Source organism: Pseudomonas sp. G7(2022), assembly GCF_052660475.1.
In genome coordinates this window covers 4,943,004-4,961,962 of sequence record NZ_CP109659.1, presented here as the reverse complement: position 1 = coordinate 4,961,962, position 18,959 = coordinate 4,943,004, and the positions used below count along the sequence as shown (strand labels likewise).

At 60.2% G+C, this 18,959-nt stretch carries 16 protein-coding genes; 10 read left to right on the top strand and 6 right to left on the bottom strand.

Annotated features, from left to right (window positions below):
* Positions 1-101: 101 nt before the first annotated feature.
* A complete protein-coding gene (metG, locus tag NE357_RS22710; RefSeq protein WP_169431695.1) occupies positions 102-2,150 on the bottom strand; it encodes a methionine--tRNA ligase in 2,049 nt (682 codons plus the stop codon).
* 159 nt (positions 2,151-2,309) lie between these two features.
* On the opposite strand from metG, the gene apbC reads away from it, so the two are divergent.
* Entirely contained in the window at positions 2,310-3,404 is a 1,095-nt protein-coding gene (gene apbC, locus NE357_RS22705; RefSeq protein WP_169431694.1) for an iron-sulfur cluster carrier protein ApbC, read from the top strand.
* 67 nt (positions 3,405-3,471) lie between these two features.
* Here the strand turns inward: apbC and NE357_RS22700 are convergent, their stop codons facing one another.
* Complete coding sequence (locus NE357_RS22700) at positions 3,472-4,230, bottom strand: SDR family oxidoreductase (RefSeq protein WP_011335726.1); 759 nt, start codon at positions 4,228-4,230, stop codon at positions 3,472-3,474.
* Between the two features lie 162 nt (positions 4,231-4,392).
* On the opposite strand from NE357_RS22700, the gene NE357_RS22695 reads away from it, so the two are divergent.
* From NE357_RS22695 to groL, 4 genes are all read left to right on the top strand, one after another.
* Positions 4,393-5,124, top strand: coding sequence for a HugZ family pyridoxamine 5'-phosphate oxidase (locus NE357_RS22695; protein WP_169431693.1), 732 nt, complete (start codon positions 4,393-4,395; stop codon positions 5,122-5,124).
* A gap of 65 nt (positions 5,125-5,189) precedes the next feature.
* Positions 5,190-5,666 (top strand): FxsA family protein, encoded by a 477-nt coding sequence (locus NE357_RS22690; protein ID WP_169431692.1) that lies wholly within the window; start codon positions 5,190-5,192, stop codon positions 5,664-5,666.
* A gap of 259 nt (positions 5,667-5,925) precedes the next feature.
* The gene (locus NE357_RS22685) at positions 5,926-6,219 is read left to right on the top strand and encodes a co-chaperone GroES (protein WP_011335724.1); all 294 of its coding nucleotides are present in this window, start codon (positions 5,926-5,928) and stop codon (positions 6,217-6,219) included.
* A 51-nt stretch (positions 6,220-6,270) separates the two neighbouring features.
* On the top strand, positions 6,271-7,917 hold the full coding sequence (groL, locus tag NE357_RS22680) for a chaperonin GroEL (protein ID WP_169431691.1): 1,647 nt from the start codon (positions 6,271-6,273) through the stop codon (positions 7,915-7,917).
* 91 nt (positions 7,918-8,008) lie between these two features.
* On the opposite strand, the gene NE357_RS22675 is transcribed toward groL, so the two are convergent.
* Both NE357_RS22675 and NE357_RS22670 read right to left on the bottom strand, forming a co-directional pair.
* Positions 8,009-8,752 (bottom strand): phosphatase PAP2 family protein, encoded by a 744-nt coding sequence (locus tag NE357_RS22675; RefSeq protein ID WP_169431690.1) that lies wholly within the window; start codon positions 8,750-8,752, stop codon positions 8,009-8,011.
* Between the two features lie 52 nt (positions 8,753-8,804).
* On the bottom strand, positions 8,805-10,754 hold the full coding sequence (locus tag NE357_RS22670) for an LTA synthase family protein (RefSeq protein WP_169431689.1): 1,950 nt from the start codon (positions 10,752-10,754) through the stop codon (positions 8,805-8,807).
* A gap of 203 nt (positions 10,755-10,957) precedes the next feature.
* Between NE357_RS22670 and colR the strand changes: the two genes are divergently transcribed.
* The 5 genes from colR to NE357_RS22645 all read left to right on the top strand — a co-directional run bounded on the left by colR (position 10,958) and on the right by NE357_RS22645 (position 14,680).
* Entirely contained in the window at positions 10,958-11,641 is a 684-nt protein-coding gene (gene colR, locus NE357_RS22665) for a two-component system response regulator ColR (protein ID WP_085709546.1), read from the top strand.
* The gene (locus tag NE357_RS22660) at positions 11,631-12,941 is read left to right on the top strand and encodes a sensor histidine kinase (protein ID WP_169431688.1); all 1,311 of its coding nucleotides are present in this window, start codon (positions 11,631-11,633) and stop codon (positions 12,939-12,941) included. Before colR ends, NE357_RS22660 begins: the two co-directional genes overlap by 11 nt.
* Before the next feature lie 125 nt (positions 12,942-13,066).
* Positions 13,067-13,735 (top strand): class I SAM-dependent methyltransferase, encoded by a 669-nt coding sequence (locus tag NE357_RS22655; RefSeq protein WP_169431687.1) that lies wholly within the window; start codon positions 13,067-13,069, stop codon positions 13,733-13,735.
* 4 nt (positions 13,736-13,739) lie between these two features.
* Positions 13,740-14,453, top strand: coding sequence for a lipopolysaccharide kinase InaA family protein (locus NE357_RS22650; RefSeq protein ID WP_169431686.1), 714 nt, complete (start codon positions 13,740-13,742; stop codon positions 14,451-14,453).
* A gap of 2 nt (positions 14,454-14,455) precedes the next feature.
* The gene (locus tag NE357_RS22645; RefSeq protein ID WP_169431685.1) at positions 14,456-14,680 is read left to right on the top strand and encodes a hypothetical protein; all 225 of its coding nucleotides are present in this window, start codon (positions 14,456-14,458) and stop codon (positions 14,678-14,680) included.
* 67 nt (positions 14,681-14,747) lie between these two features.
* On the opposite strand, the gene NE357_RS22640 is transcribed toward NE357_RS22645, so the two are convergent.
* Positions 14,748-17,783 carry a multidrug efflux RND transporter permease subunit gene (locus NE357_RS22640; protein WP_169431684.1) on the bottom strand — a complete coding sequence of 1,012 codons (3,036 nt, stop codon included), beginning with the start codon at positions 17,781-17,783 and terminating at the stop codon, positions 14,748-14,750.
* Positions 17,784-17,796: 13 nt separating this feature from the next.
* A complete protein-coding gene (locus NE357_RS22635; RefSeq protein ID WP_169431683.1) occupies positions 17,797-18,945 on the bottom strand; it encodes an efflux RND transporter periplasmic adaptor subunit in 1,149 nt (382 codons plus the stop codon).
* Positions 18,946-18,959: the final 14 nt, after the last annotated feature.

The following is an 18,959-nucleotide window of genomic DNA, read 5'->3' as shown; positions in this document are numbered from 1 at the left end:
CTTAAGATTAGGCATTTTCCGGCCGCCATGACGGGTGGGCCAGATATGAAAAATCCCACAGGCGCACGGGGTACGCCTGTGGGATCGATCAGTGCAAAACCTTACTTGATGCGCTGACCCGGCTTGGCGCCGCTGTCCGGGCTCAGCAGGTAGATTTCTTCACCGCCAGGGCCGGCTGCCATCACCATGCCTTCGGAGATGCCGAACTTCATTTTCCGTGGCTTGAGGTTGGCGATCATCATGGTCAGGCGACCGTCGAGTTTCGACGGATCCGGGTAAGCGCTCTTGATTCCGGAGAACACGTTGCGTTGCTCGTCACCGATGTCGAGGGTCAGACGCAACAGCTTGTCCGCGCCTTCAACATGTTCGGCCTTGACGATCAGTGCCACGCGCAGGTCGACGGCGGCGAAGGTGTCGAAATCGATTTCCGGTGACAGCGGATCCTTGGCCAGTTCGCCATTGCCGGCAGGCGCGGCGCCGGTGTCGGTCTGGCTGGCGGTCAGGTCTTCTTTCGAGGCGTCGGTCATGGCTTGCACTTTTACCGGGTCGATGCGGGTCATCAACGGCTTGAATTCGTTCAACTGGTGGTTGGCCAGCAGGGTGGTGTGGTCGTTCCAGGTCAGCGGGGCGACGTTGAGGAACGCCTCGGCATCGGCGGCCAGCACTGGCAGCACCGGTTTGAGGAAGATCACCAGCTGGCGGAACAGGTTGATCGCCGTGGCGCAGACCGCCTGGACTTCATCCTGCTTGCCTTCCTGTTTGTTCAGCGACCATGGCGCCTTGTCGGCGATCCAGGCGTTGGCGCGGTCGGCCAGTGCCATGGTTTCACGCATGGCGCGGGCGAAGTCGCGGGCTTCATAGGCGTCGGCGATGCTCGGCGCAGCGGCCAGGAATGCGTCGGTCAGTTCCGGTGCGGCGTTTTTGTCCACCAGCAGGCCGGCGTTGCCCTTCTGGATGAAACCGGCGCAGCGGCTGGCGATGTTGACCACTTTGCCGACCAGATCGGAGTTGACCTTCTGCACGAAGTCTTCGAGGTTCAGGTCGAGGTCGTCCACGCCACGGCCGAGTTTGGCCGCGTAGTAGTAGCGCAGGTATTCCGGCGACAGGTGATCCAGGTAGGTACGGGCCTTGATGAAGGTGCCGCGGGACTTGGACATCTTCTGACCGTTGACGGTCAGGTAGCCGTGTACGTTGATCCCGGTCGGTTTGCGGAAACCCGCGCCTTCGAGCATCGCCGGCCAGAACAGGGCATGGAAGTTGACGATGTCCTTGCCGATGAAGTGGTACAGCTCGGCGGTGGAGTCCTTGCCCCAGAACGCGTCGAAGTCCAGCTCCGGCGTGCGGTTGCACAGGTTCTTGAAGCTGGCCATGTAGCCGATCGGTGCGTCCAGCCACACGTAGAAATACTTGCCCGGCTCGCCCGGGATCTCGAAGCCGAAGTACGGCGCATCGCGGGAGATGTCCCACTGTTGCAGGCCGGCGTCCAGCCATTCGGCGATCTTGTTGGCCACAGCGTCCTGCAGAGTGCCACTGCGGGTCCAGGTCTGCAGCATCTGCTGGAAGTCCGGCAACTTGAAGAAGAAGTGCTGGGAATCCTTGAGCACCGGGGTGGCGCCGGAGATGGCCGACTTCGGATCCTTCAGGTCGGTCGGTGCGTAGGTCGCGCCGCATTTTTCGCAGTTGTCGCCGTACTGGTCTTCGGTGCCGCATTTCGGGCAGGTGCCCTTGATGAAGCGGTCGGCCAGGAACATTTTCTTTTCCGGGTCGAAATACTGGGTGATCGAACGTTGGGCGATGTGCCCGGCGTCACGCAGCTTCAGGTAGATCTGGCTCGACAGCTCACGGTTTTCTTCGGCGTGAGTGGAGTGGAAGTTGTCGAAGTCCACCAGGAACTCGGCAAAGTCGGCGCTGTGTTCAGCCTGGACGTTGGCGATCAGTTGTTCCGGGGTGATGCCTTCCTTTTCCGCGCGCAGCATGATCGCCGAACCGTGGGCGTCGTCGGCGCAGACATAAATGCACTGATTGCCGCGATGCTTCTGGAAGCGCACCCACATATCGGTCTGGATGTATTCCAGCATGTGGCCAAGGTGGATCGAACCGTTGGCGTAGGGCAGGGCGCTGGTGACGAGAATCTTGCGTGGTTCGGACATGTGGGGCTTCGCTACTTGATGAAACGGAGGTCGGCCACTATAAAGCGCCGGGAAAGATATTTCACCCCTGCAAATCGTTGCCGGGCATGCCGTCCGGAGGACAGAAGGGGTAGGATACCCGCCATCTTTCTTTTCCCAGTCTTGTTATCGGAGTTGCCCATGAGCGCCGTCACTCGCGCAGCGGTGGAAGCCGTCCTCAGCCAATACACCGACCCCTACCTGAACCGGGACCCGGTCAGCGCCGGTTGCGTGCGCAACATCGAAATTGCCGGCGACCGCGTCAGCGTGCAGCTGGAAATCGGTTATGCCGCCGGTCTGTTCAAGAGCGGCTGGGCGCAAATGCTGCAACTGGCCATCGAAAACCTCGATGGCGTGGTGTCGGCCAAGGTCGAAGTCAACAGCGTGATCGCCGCGCACAAGGCCCAGGCTCAGATTCCGGGGCTGGCCAACGTCAAGAACGTGGTTGCAGTGGCATCCGGCAAGGGCGGTGTGGGCAAATCCACCACCGCCGCCAACCTGGCCCTGGCGCTGGCCCGTGAAGGTGCGAAGGTCGGGATTCTCGACGCCGATATCTACGGCCCGAGCCAGGGCATCATGTTCGGCATCCCCGAGGGCACCCGCCCGCAGATCAAGGACCAGAAGTGGTTTGTGCCGCTTCAGGCCCATGGCGTCGAAGTGATGTCGATGGCCTTCCTGACCGACGACAACACGCCGATGGTCTGGCGCGGGCCGATGGTCTCCGGGGCGCTGCTGCAACTGGTGACGCAAACTGCCTGGGGCGACCTGGATTACCTGATCATCGACATGCCGCCAGGCACCGGCGACATTCAGCTGACCCTGGCGCAGAAAGTGCCGGTGGCCGGCGCGGTGATCGTCACCACGCCGCAGGATCTGGCGCTGCTCGATGCGCGCAAAGGCGTGGAGATGTTCCGCAAGGTCAACATTCCGGTGCTGGGCGTGGTGGAGAACATGGCGGTGCACATCTGCTCGAACTGCGGGCATGCCGAGCATCTGTTCGGTGAGGGCGGTGGCGAGAAGCTGGCGACCCAGTTCGGCGTCGAACTGCTGGCCTCGTTGCCGCTGTCGATGCTGATCCGCGAACAGGCCGATGGCGGCAAACCGACGGTGATTGCCGAGCCGGACAGCCAGATCGCCATGGTCTATCAGGAACTGGCCCGCCACGTCGGTGCGCGGATCGTGTTGCAGGAAGCGGCTTCGCCGGCGATGCCGAACATCACTATCAGCGACGATTGATGCCTGTGGTTTAAACAAAACGCCCCGGTGCCTGTGCACCGGGGCGTTTTTCATTGCGCGACACAGGTCAGATGCGCAACCCGCCATCCATCTCCAGAATCCGGCCGGTGTAGTAGTCGTTCTCGAAGATGTACGCCGCCGAATGGGCGATCTCTTCCGGCTTGCCCATGCGCTTGAGCGGAATGCCTGAGGTCATTTTCTCCAGTGCTTCGGGCTTCATGCCCAGGGTCATCTCGGTTTCGATGAAGCCCGGTGCAATGCCCGCCACGCGAATGCCGTAGCGCGCCAGTTCCTTGGCCCAGGTCACCGTCGCCGCCGCGACGCCGGCCTTGGCGGCGGAGTAGTTGGTCTGGCCGACGTTGCCCGCGCGGGAGATCGACGAGATGTTGATGATCGCGCCGCTGTTCTTCAGCTCGACCATTTTCGCCGCCACTTCACGGGTGCAGAGGAACACGCCGGTCAGGTTGACGTCGATCACCGCCTGCCACTGGGCCAGGCTCATCTTGGTCATCTCGCCGTCCTTGACCTTGAGCAGCAGGCCGTCGCGCAGGATCCCGGCGTTGTTGATCAGGCCGTGGATCGCGCCGAAGTCTTCGGCGACCTGGGCAACCATGTGTGTCACCTGCTCTTCGTTGGCGACGTTGCACAGATAGCTGCGCGCCTCGACACCCTTGGCCTTGCAGGCCGCGACGGCGTCATCGAGTTTTTCCTGGTTCAGGTCGACCAGCGCCAGCTTCGCGCCCTTGCCTGCGAAATACTCGGCCATCGAGCGGCCCAAACCTTGGCAACCGCCAGTGATAATGATTACTTTGTCGTTGAGTTGCATTCGCATGCCCCCGAGAGCAGGTAAGAGTGGTGTCCTTTAGAGAGCCTCTCGATCTGCGCCCGACATGGCCTGGCTGCACATGAGAACTGCCCCGATGGCGACCGGGACGTATCCAGGTTGCCCGTCCGTTTTTTCGACGGATTCTATTTAAGGAGTCATAAATTGAGCGTTGAAGCGGCTAAGAATGCCCGAGAATTGCTTCTCAAGGAATACCGTGGCGTGCTGTCGACCCACTCAAAATCAATGCCCGGTTTTCCGTTTGGCTCCGTGGTTCCCTACTGCCTGGACGAGCAGGGCCGGCCGCTGATCCTGATCAGCCGTATCGCCCAGCACACTCACAACCTGCAGAAAGATCCGAAATGTTCGCTGCTGGTGGGTGAGCGCGAGGCTGACGATGTGCAAGCCGTTGGTCGCCTGACCTATCTGGCCGAAGCGGAAAAGCTCGAAGACGCCGCAGCCATCGAAGCTGCCGCCGAGCGCTACTACCGTTATTTCCCCGATTCGCAGAATTACCACAAGGCCCATGACTTCGATTTCTGGGTGCTCAAACCGGTGCGCCATCGTTACATCGGCGGTTTCGGCGCAATCCACTGGATTGATCACTTGACCCTGGCCAACCCGTTCGCCGGCAAGGCCGAGATCAGCATGGTCGAGCACATGAACAGCGACCACGCCAAGGCCATCGCGCATTACGTCGACCTCGCCGGGCTGCCGAAAACCGTTCCGGCACAAATGGCCGGGATCGACACTGAAGGCATGCATCTGCGCATCGGTCAGGCGCTGTACTGGCTGCCGTTTCAAGCGCCTTGTCACACGCCGATACAAGTGCGCGAAGCCTTGGTTTCTCTGGCTCACGCCGAGGTCTGGCCAAAAAATGCGGTGGCCGACGCTTGAATTCACGAAAGGGCGACGTCATCTAAGGCTTACTGCAAGGCATTTCTTGCGTTGAGGAAACTTTGATGCGCCCTTTTTTGTTGCTCTTTCTGCTGTTCCCGGTGTTGGAGCTGTTCGTATTCGTCAAAGTGGCAGGATCGATCGGATTTTTCCCGGCCCTGCTGCTGATCATTCTCGGCTCGATGTTCGGCGTATTTGTGCTGCGTATCGCCGGACTGGCAACCGCCCTGCGTGCCCGTGAAAGCCTGAACCGCGGCGAGCTGCCTGCGCAAACCATGCTCGAAGGCCTGATGCTGGCCCTGGCCGGTGGCCTGTTGATCCTGCCGGGCTTCATCAGCGATGTGGTCGGTCTGGTGCTGCTGTTGCCGTTCAGCCGACGCCTGTTCGCCAACAAGATGCGCCAGCGCGCCGAAGAACAGGCCATGCGTCAGCGTGCGTTCGCCGATGACCTGCAACCTCGCGGCGGTCCCGCACCGCGCCAGCCTCTGGGCCGCGAAGGCGATGTGATCGAAGGCGAGTTCGAACACCGCGACACCCACTGACCTCCTCACTCACACGGCACCTTCGGGTGCCGTGTTCGTTTACGGCCGCGCTTATGACAAGCCGCGATGAAAAAATTTTGGGCCTGCCCTTGTAATAAGCTTATGCGCCCTTATGTATCGGTCACCGAAAGGTTTCCGGTATTTGAACCGGACAGACTTCCGCGGCTCGCTCGACGAACCGCAACCGGCGCAGGCCGGATTCGTTAAACCCGCCGGGACTACACCGGCCGATGAAAACCACAATTAGGAGAGATCGACAATGAAGCTTCGTCCTCTGCATGACCGCGTCGTCATCCGTCGCAGCGAAGAAGAAAAGAAAACCGCTGGCGGTATCGTCCTGCCAGGTTCGGCTGCTGAAAAAGCCAACCACGGTGAGATTCTGGCTGTAGGCCCGGGCAAGGCACTGGAAAGCGGTGAAGTGCGCGCACTGTCCGTGAAGGTAGGCGACAAGGTTGTGTTCGGTCCGTACTCCGGCAGCAACACTGTGAAAGTCGACGGCGAAGACCTGCTGGTAATGAGCGAGAACGAAATCCTCGCCGTTATCGAAGGCTGATTACCCCCGTTCATTTTCCCGCTACTACAAAGTATTTAAGGAATATCGATCATGGCTGCTAAAGAAGTTAAATTCGGCGATGCCGCTCGCTCCAAAATGCTCAAAGGCGTCAACGTTCTGGCTGACGCGGTAAAAGCAACCCTGGGCCCGAAAGGCCGTAACGTGATCCTCGAGAAGAGCTTCGGCGCTCCGACCATCACCAAGGACGGCGTGTCCGTCGCCAAAGAAATCGAACTCGAAGATCGCTTCGAAAACATGGGCGCGCAGCTGGTCAAAGACGTTGCCTCCCGTGCCAACGATGACGCCGGTGACGGTACTACCACCGCTACTGTTCTGGCTCAGTCGATCGTCAACGAAGGCCTGAAAGCCGTCGCTGCCGGCATGAACCCGATGGACCTGAAACGCGGTATCGACAAAGCGACCATCGCGATCGTCAAAGAGCTCAAAGCCCTGTCCAAGCCATGCGCTGACACCAAGGCCATCGCTCAGGTTGGCACCATCTCCGCCAACTCCGACAACTCCATCGGCGACATCATTGCCGAAGCCATGGAGAAAGTCGGTAAAGAAGGCGTGATCACCGTTGAGGAAGGCTCGGGCCTGGAAAACGAACTGTCGGTTGTAGAAGGCATGCAGTTCGACCGTGGTTACCTGTCTCCGTACTTCGTCAACAAGCCGGACACCATGGTCGCCGAGCTCGACGGCCCGCTGATCCTGCTGGTCGACAAGAAGATCTCGAACATCCGCGAAATGCTGCCAGTACTGGAAGCCGTTGCCAAAGCCGGCCGTCCACTGCTGATCGTGGCCGAAGACGTTGAAGGCGAAGCCCTGGCGACTCTGGTTGTGAACAACATGCGTGGCATCGTTAAAGTCGCAGCCGTCAAGGCTCCAGGCTTCGGCGACCGTCGCAAGGCCATGCTGCAGGACATCGCCGTTCTGACCGGCGGTACCGTGATCTCCGAAGAGATCGGCCTGAGCCTGGAAAGCACCACCCTGGAACACCTGGGCAACGCCAAGCGCGTCACCCTGTCCAAGGAAAACACCATCATCGTTGACGGTGCTGGCGTTCAAGGCGACATCGAAGCCCGCATCGCTCAGATCCGTGCCCAGGTTGCCGAAACTTCCTCGGACTACGACCGTGAAAAACTGCAAGAGCGTCTGGCCAAGCTGTCCGGCGGCGTTGCAGTGATCAAGGTTGGCGCCGGTTCCGAAGTCGAAATGAAAGAGAAGAAAGCCCGCGTTGAAGACGCCCTGCACGCAACCCGTGCAGCCGTTGAAGAAGGCGTGGTACCTGGCGGTGGCGTTGCGCTGATCCGTGCTCTGGAAGCCCTGACCGAACTGACCGGCGACAACGCTGACCAGAACGTCGGTATCGCTGTGCTGCGTCGCGCTGTTGAAGCGCCGCTGCGTCAGATCGCTGCCAACTCCGGTGACGAGCCAAGCGTAGTCGTCAACGAAGTCAAAAACGGCAAAGGTAACTTCGGTTACAACGCTGCTTCCGGCGAATACGGCGACATGATCGAAATGGGCATCCTGGACCCAACCAAGGTGACCCGTTCGGCTCTGCAAGCCGCAGCGTCCATCGGCGGTCTGATCCTGACCACCGAAGCCGCTGTTGCTGACGCACCGAAGAAAGACGGTGCTACTGGCGGCGGTATGCCAGACATGGGCGGCATGGGTGGCATGGGCGGCATGATGTAAGCCAGCCTTACCCCTGTAACGAAAAACCCCGTCTGCGAGAGCAGACGGGTTTTTTTTATTGCCCTGATTTTGTTGTCCGGCCTTCAAGTCATCAGGCGTTTACCGGTTGTGCCTTCATGGCCGCTTCTGCTTTGACGGTCGGGCGATACAGCACCCAGTAATACGACCCCAGGCAGATCAGCCAGCAGAAGATCGCCGTCCACACGTTGTGGGAAAAGAAGTGTGCGCCCTGCATCATCCGGCTGATCGAAAACACCGAACCCAGCGCAAAGGCAAAGATGAACGCCTGCCGCGCCAGTCGCGGGCGACGATCACGCAGCACGAAGAACAGCGCAAACAGGGTGAACCCCGTTGCCGCATGACCACCGGGCCAGCAGCGGCCGGGCTTGTCGGTAGGCGGGCGATGTTCCAGCAGTTTGCTGTAGGTTTCATGACCGCCGAATTGCTCAAGGCTCCATGGGCACTGCACGGCAGTCACAGCTTTCATCGGTGTCACGAATGAGGTCGCCAGGCCAAGGGACAGCACCAGGCAGCCCAGTTCACGCTTGTAGGGTTTGATCCGGTCGATGAAAAACGCGCCGATGAAACCGATGACGGCGAACACTGAAAACGCGATCACCACCTGCTTGGCGCGGTCGTGAAGGATGTTTTCCAGAAAGTAACTGTGGCGCCCGATGAAGTCGCCGGCGGCGGGGTCGTAGAACATTCGCGCCAGATTCATGTCCAGATCGGTCAGTTCGAGCAGTACCAGAAGGGTGGCGGCGACGGCGGGAATTCCCAGGCAAAGCCAGAAGTTCAGCGGGCGAGGGGCGGGACGTACAACATTTGATGACATGAGGGATCCTGAACGGGAAAACGCCCCGGAGCATCAGTCCGGGGCGCCTCGATTAACGATCGCTGACTTGCTCGGCACCCTCCTTGGGTGCTTTCCAGCCAAGCAGCTGTTGCTTGAAGCCATAACTGGCGGTTTGGTAATACGTGATGGCGCGACTGACCATCGGGTCGTCGCTGCCGACCCGGGACTCGCGGCTTTCGGTCAGCGCATCGTCATGCCGGCGCAGGCCCTGGCGTGGGCTGAGGATCGCCAGATCCTTGCCGTCGAACAGCCCCAGATGCTGATAGTTGCCCACCACCACCCGAGGTGGCAGCGGGTTGTCCGCCAGCAGGTTGCGGCCGAAGAACGTCGATTGGTAATCCAGGTTCAACAACCCCAACAGGGTCGGCGCGAGGTCGATCTGGCTGGCCAGTTGCGCGTTCTCCCGTGGCTCGATCAGCTTCGGTGCATAGATGAACAGCGGGATCTGGTAGTTGGTGATCGGCAGGTCTTCCTTGCCCGCGCTGCCGGCAGTATGGTCGGCGACGAAGATGAAGATCGTGTTGTCGAACCACGGTTTCTGCCGCGCCTGCTCCAGGAACTGACCGATGGCGTAGTCGGTGTACTTCACCGCACCATCACGACCGTTGCCCGATTTGATGTCGATGCGGTTTTCCGGATAGGTGTACGGGCGATGGTTGGAGGTGGTCATCAGCTGAAGCAGGAAAGGCTGCTGCTTGGCGTAGTCGGCGTCCGCCAGCTTCAGCGTCTGTTTGTACAGATCCTCGTCGGCCATGCCCCACGCATTCTTGAAGTGAATCTCCGACTCGTCGACGCTGCTCTGGTCGACAACGCGATAGCCGTTGCCACTGAAGAACGCGTTCATGTTGTCGAAGTAGCCACGGCCACCGTAGACGAACACGCTGTCATAGCCGACGGCGCTCAATTGCTGGCCAAGGCTGGCAAAACCGCTCTCGCGACCGATGCGCTTGACGATGGAACGGCCCGGCGTCGGTGGAATGGCCAGGGTAATGGCTTCCAGACCCCGGTCGGTGCGCGTGCCGGTGGCGTAGAAATTGTTGAAGTACAGACTCTGCTTGCGCAAGGCGTCGAGGTTCGGCGTCAGGTTGCGGCCGTCACCGTTGCTGCCCAGGTACTTGGCGCTGAGGCTCTCGATGGTCACCAGCACGATGTTCGGTTTGCGGGTGACGCCCGGGTTGTCGATATCGCGACGGATGTCCTGAGGATCCTTGCCGACGAAACGGGCATTGGGCTCGTTCAGCTCGGCTCGAATCTGACCGGCGACTTTGTCCGCTGGCAGGCTCTTGTAGAACTGGCTGTAGTCCAGCTCGTTGTTACGGAACGCGGCGAAGAACTGATAAGGGCCGTTGCTCGCCAGTTCGTTCTGATAGGCGTTGCCGCCCTGGGCGCGCGGTGCGTCCTGGCTGATCAGTTGCAGGCTCAGACCCGCGACCACCAGCAGAGCCAGTGCATTGAGCAGACGCCCGCGCAATGGCGGCAGCGGTGCATCCAGCGCTGCGTTGAACGGTTTGCGCAGCGCGAAACTCAACACGATGGCCAGCACTGCCAGGATGCTGAGCAACTTGCCGATCGGGTAGGACTCCAGCACGTTGTTCAGCACTTCGTCGGAATACACCAGATAATCGACGGCGATGAAATTGAAGCGAACCCCGAACTCATCCCAGAACAGCCACTCGGCCACCGCCGTAAACAGCATGGCGTACAGGCTGACCGTCAGCAGTCCCTGAAGGAACCAGCGGTGACCGCGACGACGCCACAGGGCCTGCGGGCACAGCAACAGGTACAGGCCCAACGGCAAGGCGGCATAGGCGAGAAAGCCCAGATCGTAGATCAGGCCGATACCGAACACGGACAACGCCCCGCCGCCGGCCTCATCCAGATGAGTCAGCAGCAGTGCGATGCGGGTGAGGAGAAACACCACCAGCCAGGCGCCGGTGACCAACAACAGATAGCGCATCGGCGCTGTCTTGAGAGAACCCATTGTGTTCTTTTCCTTTTATCAATGGTGCGGGAGTTTCGCGGCGCCACTGTAATCAGGTTGTGAATCGATAGTGAAAACTTTGTTAAAGATTTATTTCGTCCGGGCAATTTCATCTGTCGGGGCGCCAACCCTAGCCCTGAGCCGAGACAGGCCTTAAGCTGCGCGGGCCATGACGGCCGTTACTGTGTACGGAAGAGGTGCCCATGCGAATTCTATTGGTTGAAGACAACCGCGATATCCTGGCCAACCTGGCCGATTACCTGGGCCTGAAGGGCTACACCGTCGATTGCGCCCAGGACGGTCTGTCGGGCCTGCATCTGGCCGCCACCGAGCACTATGACCTGATCGTGCTCGACATCATGTTGCCGGGCATCGACGGCTACACCCTGTGCAAACGCCTGCGCGAAGACGCCCGTCGCGACACGCCGGTGATCATGCTCACCGCCCGCGATCAGCTCGATGACCGCTTGCAGGGTTTCAAGTCCGGGGCCGACGACTATCTGGTCAAACCTTTCGCATTGTCGGAGCTGGCGGCGCGAATCGAGGCAGTGATGCGCCGCACCCAGGGCGGCGGGCGCCGTTCCCTGCAGGTCGGCGACCTGAGCTACGACCTCGACACCCTTGAAGTCACCCGCGAAGGCAAACTGCTCAAGCTCAACCCGGTCGGCCTGAAACTGCTTGCGGTACTGATGCAGAAGAGCCCGCACGTCCTGCGTCGGGAAATTCTTGAAGAAGCCCTGTGGGGCGATGATTGTCCGGACAGCGACAGCCTGCGCAGTCATGTCCACCAGTTGCGTCAGGTGATCGACAAACCGTTCGCCAAACCGTTGCTGCACACCGTACATGGCGTAGGTTATCGCCTGGCCGAGGGCCGCGATGGAGTTTAAGCAGAGCCTTGCCCAGCGGATCATCATCGCTTTCGCACTGATGAGCGCACTGGTGGCAGGGGCATTCGCCATGGGCATTGTCGCGACCGTGCACCTGGTGGAAGAAAAACTGATTTCCGCTGGATTGGGCGGCGACCTGCAGCGCCTGTTGCTGATGGACAACGTTTCGGACTGGAGCCATCGGCCGGAGCCGGACCAGTTGTTCTATTTCAGCGGCGGCCCGGGGGATTTCGAGCTGCCCAAGGATCTGCGGCACCTGGATTCGGGGTTCCACGAAGTCTTCCGCGAACAGCTGTCGTATCACGCGATGGTCGAAATCGTCGACGGTCGGCGCTACGTGTTGCTACAGGATCAGAGCGATTTCGAAGAGCGTGAGCGCGTGCTGTTCGCCGTGGTACTGGTGGGCTTCGTGCTGAGCCTCGCCCTGGCGGTATTTCTTGGCTGGGTACTGGCGCGCAAAGTGATGGCGCCGGTGGTCCGGCTGGCACGTCAGGTGCGTCACCGCGATCAGTTGCTGGGGCTGGCACCGCCGCTGGCGCCGGACTACGCCGCCGATGAAGTGGGTGAACTGGCGGTGGCCTTCGATGCGACGCTGGGCCGTCTGCGCCAGGCCTTGACTCGCGAGCGGCTCTTCACCAGTGACGTCAGCCACGAGCTGCGCACGCCGTTGATGGTATTGGCCAGTTCCTGTGAACTGCTGCTGGAAAACCCGGGCATCGATCAGCGCGGCCGCGCTCAGGTCGAACGGATTGCCCGTGCCAGCGAAGAAATGCGCGAACTGGTGCAGACCTTCCTGATGCTGGCCCGTGCCCAGCGCGAAGATGCGGGGGCCGCACCTAGGCACAGTCTCGGTCAGGTGGCGGACAATCTGTTGGGCGTGTGGCGCGAGCCGATCGAGTCCAAGGGCCTGAAGCTGATTTTCGAGCCGGGCAACCCGCCGGACACTCTTTACAACGCCACATTGCTCAATGCCGTGATGGGGAACCTGCTGCGCAATGCCCTGCACTACACCGAGCAGGGGTTCATTCGGTTGGCGCTCAATGACAACGGCTTCGTGGTCGAGGACTCGGGCGTAGGCATTCCCGAGGAGAAGCGCGAGGAGATGTTCAAGCCGTTCGTGCGCGGCAACGAAAAACGCGGAGAAGGCCTTGGCCTCGGGTTGTCATTGGTGCAGCGCATCTGTGAAAACCAGGGCTGGAGCGTTACTTTGAGTACGATGGAGCCCAATGGCTGCCGTTTCGAGGTAGATCTGGGCAAACACCAATCCCTCCCCAATGGCACGAAAAAGCTGCCAACCTGAACGAAACCTGTATAACCTTGAAATAGTTTGTGGGTTTACGCGACGATTTTTTCACAAAGGGATGACCTGACGCTGACACACCCCTGCATAAGGTGGGGGATATCAGCAATTCAGGAGTCCCGATGATGGCCGGCCCGATCAAACTCGATTTTTCCGAGAAGTACGACGATAACCACGCGCAGAAATACCTGCGCAAGCACCAGGATGGTCTGGGGCGTCGTCTGTCCAACTGGCGTGATCAGCAGTTGGCCCGCAAGGCGTTGACCCTGGTCGGCGAACCGGGACTGGTGCTTGATCTGCCGTGCGGTGCCGGGCGTTTCTGGCCGTTACTGGCAGAAAAACCCAATCGGGTGATCATCGGGGCGGACAATTCCGAGTCCATGATCAAGACGGCGATGCAGGCCCAACCGGCGGATGTGGTCAAGCGGGTACAACCCTTGCACACATCGGCGTTCGACATTGCCTTGCCTGACAATGCCGTGGACAGCATTTTCTGCATGCGTCTGCTGCACCACATCGGCGAAGCCGAGCATCGGCAGGCAATTTTGCGTGAGTTCGAACGCGTGACCCGGGACAGTGTGATCATTTCGTTGTGGGTAGACGGCAATTTCAAGGCCTGGAAACGCAAGCGCGCCGAGAAACGGCGCGGACAGGAAGGTTACCAGAACCGGTTTGTGTTACCGGCCGCTACGGTCGAAAAGGAATTCGAAGCGGCGGGATTCAGGATCCAGGAACAACTGGACTTCATTCCGCTCTATGCCATGTGGCGAGTTTACGTATTACGCAAGAGGTAAGAGGATGGCAGTGCAATTTGCAGCAGAGACGGAAGTCGCTCCCCAGGATCGCTTCGACTATTACTGGAACCAGCGCGGTGAGTGGGTAGAAGAACCCAACGTGCGTCGTGGTGGCGAAAGTGGTGTGCAGCGAGTGGTGGGGCGCGATGGGCAACTGCTGTATGCCAAGCGCCAGACGGGTCATATCTATCGCAGTTGGCTGCACCCGTTCGGGCGGCCGACCGTATTGCGTGAACTGGACGCGCTGACCGGTGTGTCCCGGTTGGGTGTCCGTGTACCGGAAATCGTGTTCTGCGGTGCTCAGCCCGATCCACAGCACAAATGGCGGGCGCTGCTGGTCACCAAGTCGCTGGACGGTTTCCAGGAGCTTGAACAGTGGGAAGCGGGAGGCGGCCGCGAGCGGCACGGTGAAGCCGTGTATGAACGCGTGCTCAAGGACCTCGCCGAAAACCTGGCCCGGATGCACAAGGGTCGCTGGCAGCATAGCTGCATCTATATCAAGCACGTTTTTGTCAGTGTCACTGGCGAGGGTGAGTCGGCCAAGGTCGAAGTGGCTCTGATCGATCTGGAAAAATGCCGCCAGCGCCTGACCGCTCATCGTGCGGCGTCCCACGACATGAAACAATTGCGTCGCCACTCGTCGTTCAGCCCTACGGACTGGAAAAAACTCGTCTATTTTTATGAGACGGCGTTTGGCAGCGCTATCAAGGGTTTATAGCGATGAAACTAGAAATTGCACGAGGTTTGTTTCTGGTAGGAGCCTTGGCAGTTGCATCATTGGCGGTGGCGGCCTGGGAACAGCCACAGATGCAGGTGATCGGCAAATCAACCGATGCCCATTGCCCGATGCCACGGGTGGCCAAGGCCACCGTGGCGACTCAACCCGACCATGATTTGCTGCTGTTCATGTTCGGTCTTTCTCAACGGATGAGGCCGCAGAGTTGAATCGATTGAAGCCTCTTTCTACAAGAGCCAAAGGCCTCGCAGTTGCGAGGCCTTTTTTATGGCGGCATCAACTGGAAGGCTTTGGGTCGGGGCTGGCCAGCAAGGTGTAGACGCAAGGCAGGACAAACAGCGTGAACAACGTCCCGATCGACATCCCGGTGGCGATCACCGTGCCGATATCAAAGCGGCTTACTGCGCCTGCACCGCTGGCCACGATCAACGGCACCATGCCAAACACCATGGCGGCAGTGGTCATCAGCACCGGCCGCAAGCGAATCGCCGCCGCCTCTTCAACGGCCTCGCGTGCCGTCAGGCCTTTTTCCTTGCGCAACTGATTGGCAAACTCGACGATCAGAATCCCGTGTTTGCTGATCAGGCCGATCAGCGTCACCAGCCCGACCTGGGTGTAGATGTTCATGCTCGACCAGCCCAGGAACAACGGAATCAGCGCCCCGCAGATCGACAGCGGTACCGTCACCAGGATCACCAGCGGATCGCGGAAACTCTCGAACTGCGCGGCCAGCACCAGAAAAATGATCGCCAGCGCCAGGGCGAAAGTCACCCAAAGCGCACTGCCTTCCTGCACGAACTGTCGCGACGCACCGCCGTAATCGAAGGCAAAACCGGCCGGGGCTTCTTCCCGGGCGATCTGCAACACGCTGTCGATGGCTTCGCCCATGCTGACCAGCGGAAACCCGGACAGCTTCGCCGCGTTCAATTGCTGAAACTGGTTAAGCTGTCGCGGTCGTGCCCGGTCGGTCACGGTGATCAGGGTCGACAGCGGCAGCAACTCGCCCTGAGTGTTTTTCACGTAGTAGTTGTTCAGCCAGTCCGGGTTGTCACGATAGGCCCGTTCCACTTGGGCGATAACCTTGTAGCTGCGGCCTTCAATGGTGAACCGGTTGATCTCCGCCTCACCCAGCAGGGTGGCGAGCGTGCCGCCCAGATCCTGCATCGACACGCCCATCTGCGCCGCCTTCGCGCGGTCGATATCGACTACGACTTCCGGTTTGTCGAAGGCCAGGTCCAGGTCGACGAACGCGAACTTGCCCGACTCCATCGCACGCTTCTTGATCCGGTCGGCCACCTGCAACAGCGGCTCGTAGTCGTTGGCGGTGTTGATCACGAATTCGAACGGCAGGCCTTCGCCGGTGCCGGGCAGGGACGGCAGGTTGAAACCGAAGATCTGCAGGCCGGGAATGCTGCCGAGCTTGCCTTGTACCTCGGGAAGGATCTGCATCTGGGTGCGGCTGCGCTCGTTCCATGGCTTGAGCAGGAAACCGCCGATGCCGCTCTGCACACCGTTGTAGCCATTGATCTGGAACGATGAGTAGTACTCCGGAAACTCCTTGAAGATCTTTACGAATTCGTCGGTGTAGGTGTTCAGATAGTCGAGGTTGGTCGGTTGCGGTGCGTTGGCCATCATGAAAATGATGCCCTGGTCTTCGTCCGGTGCCAGTTCCGATTTGGTGAACTTGAGCAGCACCGGAATCAGGCACAGCACGATTACTGCGAACACCAGCACCACCGGGCGCGTATCGAGGGTGCCATGCAGCATGCTCTGATAACGACGCTTGAGGCTGTCGAAGATCAGGTCGAGTCGATGGGCCAGGCCAGTGGGGTTTTCCTCGTGGCGCAACAGCAGCGCGCACATCATCGGCGACAGCGTCAGGGCGACGATGCCGGAAATCACCACGGCGCCGGCGAGGGTCAGCGCGAACTCCTTGAATAGGGCCCCGGTCAGCCCGGTGAGGAAACCGATCGGTGCATACACCGCGGCCAGGGTAATGGTCATCGACACCACCGGCATCGCAATTTCCCGGGCGCCTTCGAGCGCGGCCTCCAGCGGCGTCTTGCCTTCCTCGATATGCCGGTGAATGTTTTCCACCACGACGATGGCATCGTCCACCACCAGCCCGATGGCCAGCACCATTGCCAGCAGGGTCAGCAGGTTGATCGAATAACCCATCATCTGCATGAAGAACATCACGCCGATCATCGACAGCGGAATGGTCACCACCGGGATCACCACCGAGCGCAGGGCACCCAGAAACAGGAACACCACCACGATCACGATCAGCACCGCCTCGAACAGGGTTTTCACCACTTCGTCGATGGAGGCCTGGATGAACAGCGTGGCGTCGTAGGCTATTTCGCTCTTGAGGTTGGGCGGTAGCTGGGCTTCCAGCTCCGGCATGATCTTGCGCACTTCCTTGATCACTTCCAGCGGGTTGGCGCCGGGGGTTGCCTTGATCCCGATGTACACCGAGGGTGTACCACCGAAGGAACTGATGGAGTTGTAGTTCTCGGCGCCCATTTCCACCCGCGCCACATCGCTCAACAGGACGCGGCTATCGCCGCTGACCTTGAGCGGGATCTTGCCGAAGGCCTCGGCGGACTTCAGTTCGGTGTTGGCGTTGATGCTGGTGACCACGTACTCGCCTTTCACTTCGCCGGCAGCGGAAAGGAAGTTGTACTGGCGCACCGCGTTGGTCACGTCGCTGGCGCTGAGGCCGAAGCCGGCGAGTTTCACCGGGTCGATCCACAGGCGCATGGCGAACACCTGGTTGCCGAGGATTTCCGCCTCGGCCATGCCCGGCAGGGTGGCCAGTTTCGGCTGGATCACCCGTGACAGGTAGTCGGTGATCTGCGGGTTGCTCAACTCCTTGCTGAAGAAGCTGATGTACATCAGCGCCGAGGCATCGGCGGCCTCCTTGCTCAGCACCGGGTCTTCGGCATCCTGGGGCAGCTTGTTCTTCACCTCGTTGGCCTTGGCCAACAGCTCGGTGAACAGCCGGTCGCTGTTGGAGCCGATGCGTGCGTAGATCGAGATCACCGAGAAGTTCTGGCGACTGACCGAGGTCATGTAGTCGATGCCTTCGGCGCTCGCCAGGCTTTGTTGCATCGGCTGGGTGATGTAGCCCTGGATGGTTTCGGCATTCGCCCCGGGGTAAGCGGTGGTCACCGTGATCAGGGCGTTTTCCATTTGCGGGTATTGGCGCAGCGGCAGCTTGCTCCAGGCCTGGAAGCCCAGCAGCACAATCAGCAGGCTGACCACGGTGGCAAGCACCGGGCGACGGATGAACGGATCGGTAAAGGCCATGGGAATTCCTTGATCAGTCGACGCGGCGCGGACTGTTCTGCTCGCCGAGGGTCTTGTCGTCGCTGATGGCGATGTGGGCGCCGTTGTCCAGTTTGATCTGGCCGGCCGTCACCACTTGTTCGCCACTCTGTACGCCCTTGTTGATCATCACCAGGCCATCGCGGCGTTCGCCGGTCTCGATGAAGCGGCGCTCGGCAATCAGTACCGGTTGGCCCTTGTCGTCCTTCTCGACGCTGCCGTCCTCGGCTTTCTTCTGCCCGACCACGTACAGTGAGTTGCCGTAGAGGGTGTAGGTGATCGCGCTTTCCGGTACGACGATGTGTTTGCGCGGATCAGGCAAAAGGACTTCAAGGCTGGCGAACATGCCCGGCAGCAACTTGCCATCGGGGTTGGCCAGCGTGGCGCGAACCAGAATGTTGCGAGTGGTACTTTCGACGATCGGGTTGATGGCGCTGATGGCGCCGGCAAAGTTCTGGCCGGGATAGGCGGCCACCGATAGCTGTACCGGTTGGCCGATCGCCAGTTTCGGCACCGATTGCTCGGGCACGTAGAAGTCCGCGTAGAGACTGCTCAGATCCTGCAGGGTGGCGATTTTCGTACCGCTGGCGAGGTAGTCGCCGACGTCGACCTGACGGATGCCGATGGTGCCACTGAACGGCGCGACGATGCGTTTTTTCGCCAGCGACGCATTGAGCTGATTGACCGTGGCCCGGTTCTTTTGCAGCACCGCCGACAGTCGGTCGAATTCGCCCTTGGAGATGGCACTGCTGCCCACCAGCTGGCTGCCGCGGCCGAAGTCCAGCTGTGCCAGACCGAGGTCGGCCTTGGCGGTTTCCAGCAATGCGGACTCGACGGCGCTGTCGAGTTGCAGCAACGGCTGCCCGGCCTTGACCTTCTGTCCCGATTCGAATTTCAGCTCGGTGACGGTGCCGGCGACTTCCAGGCTCAGCTCGACACCCTGCAGCGCCTTCAATGTGCCGACGGTGGGCAGGCGCATCTGCCACGGGCGCTCGGTGGCTGTGGCCACGGCGACGCTGATCGGCGGTTTCGGTTTGGAAAAGCCCTGGATCATCGTGTAGATCGAGAAGGCCTTGTAACCGGCGAGGAGCAGAACGATCAGCAGTACAACACCCAACATGATCAACATGCGGCGACGCAGCATATTCCAGTTCCTTG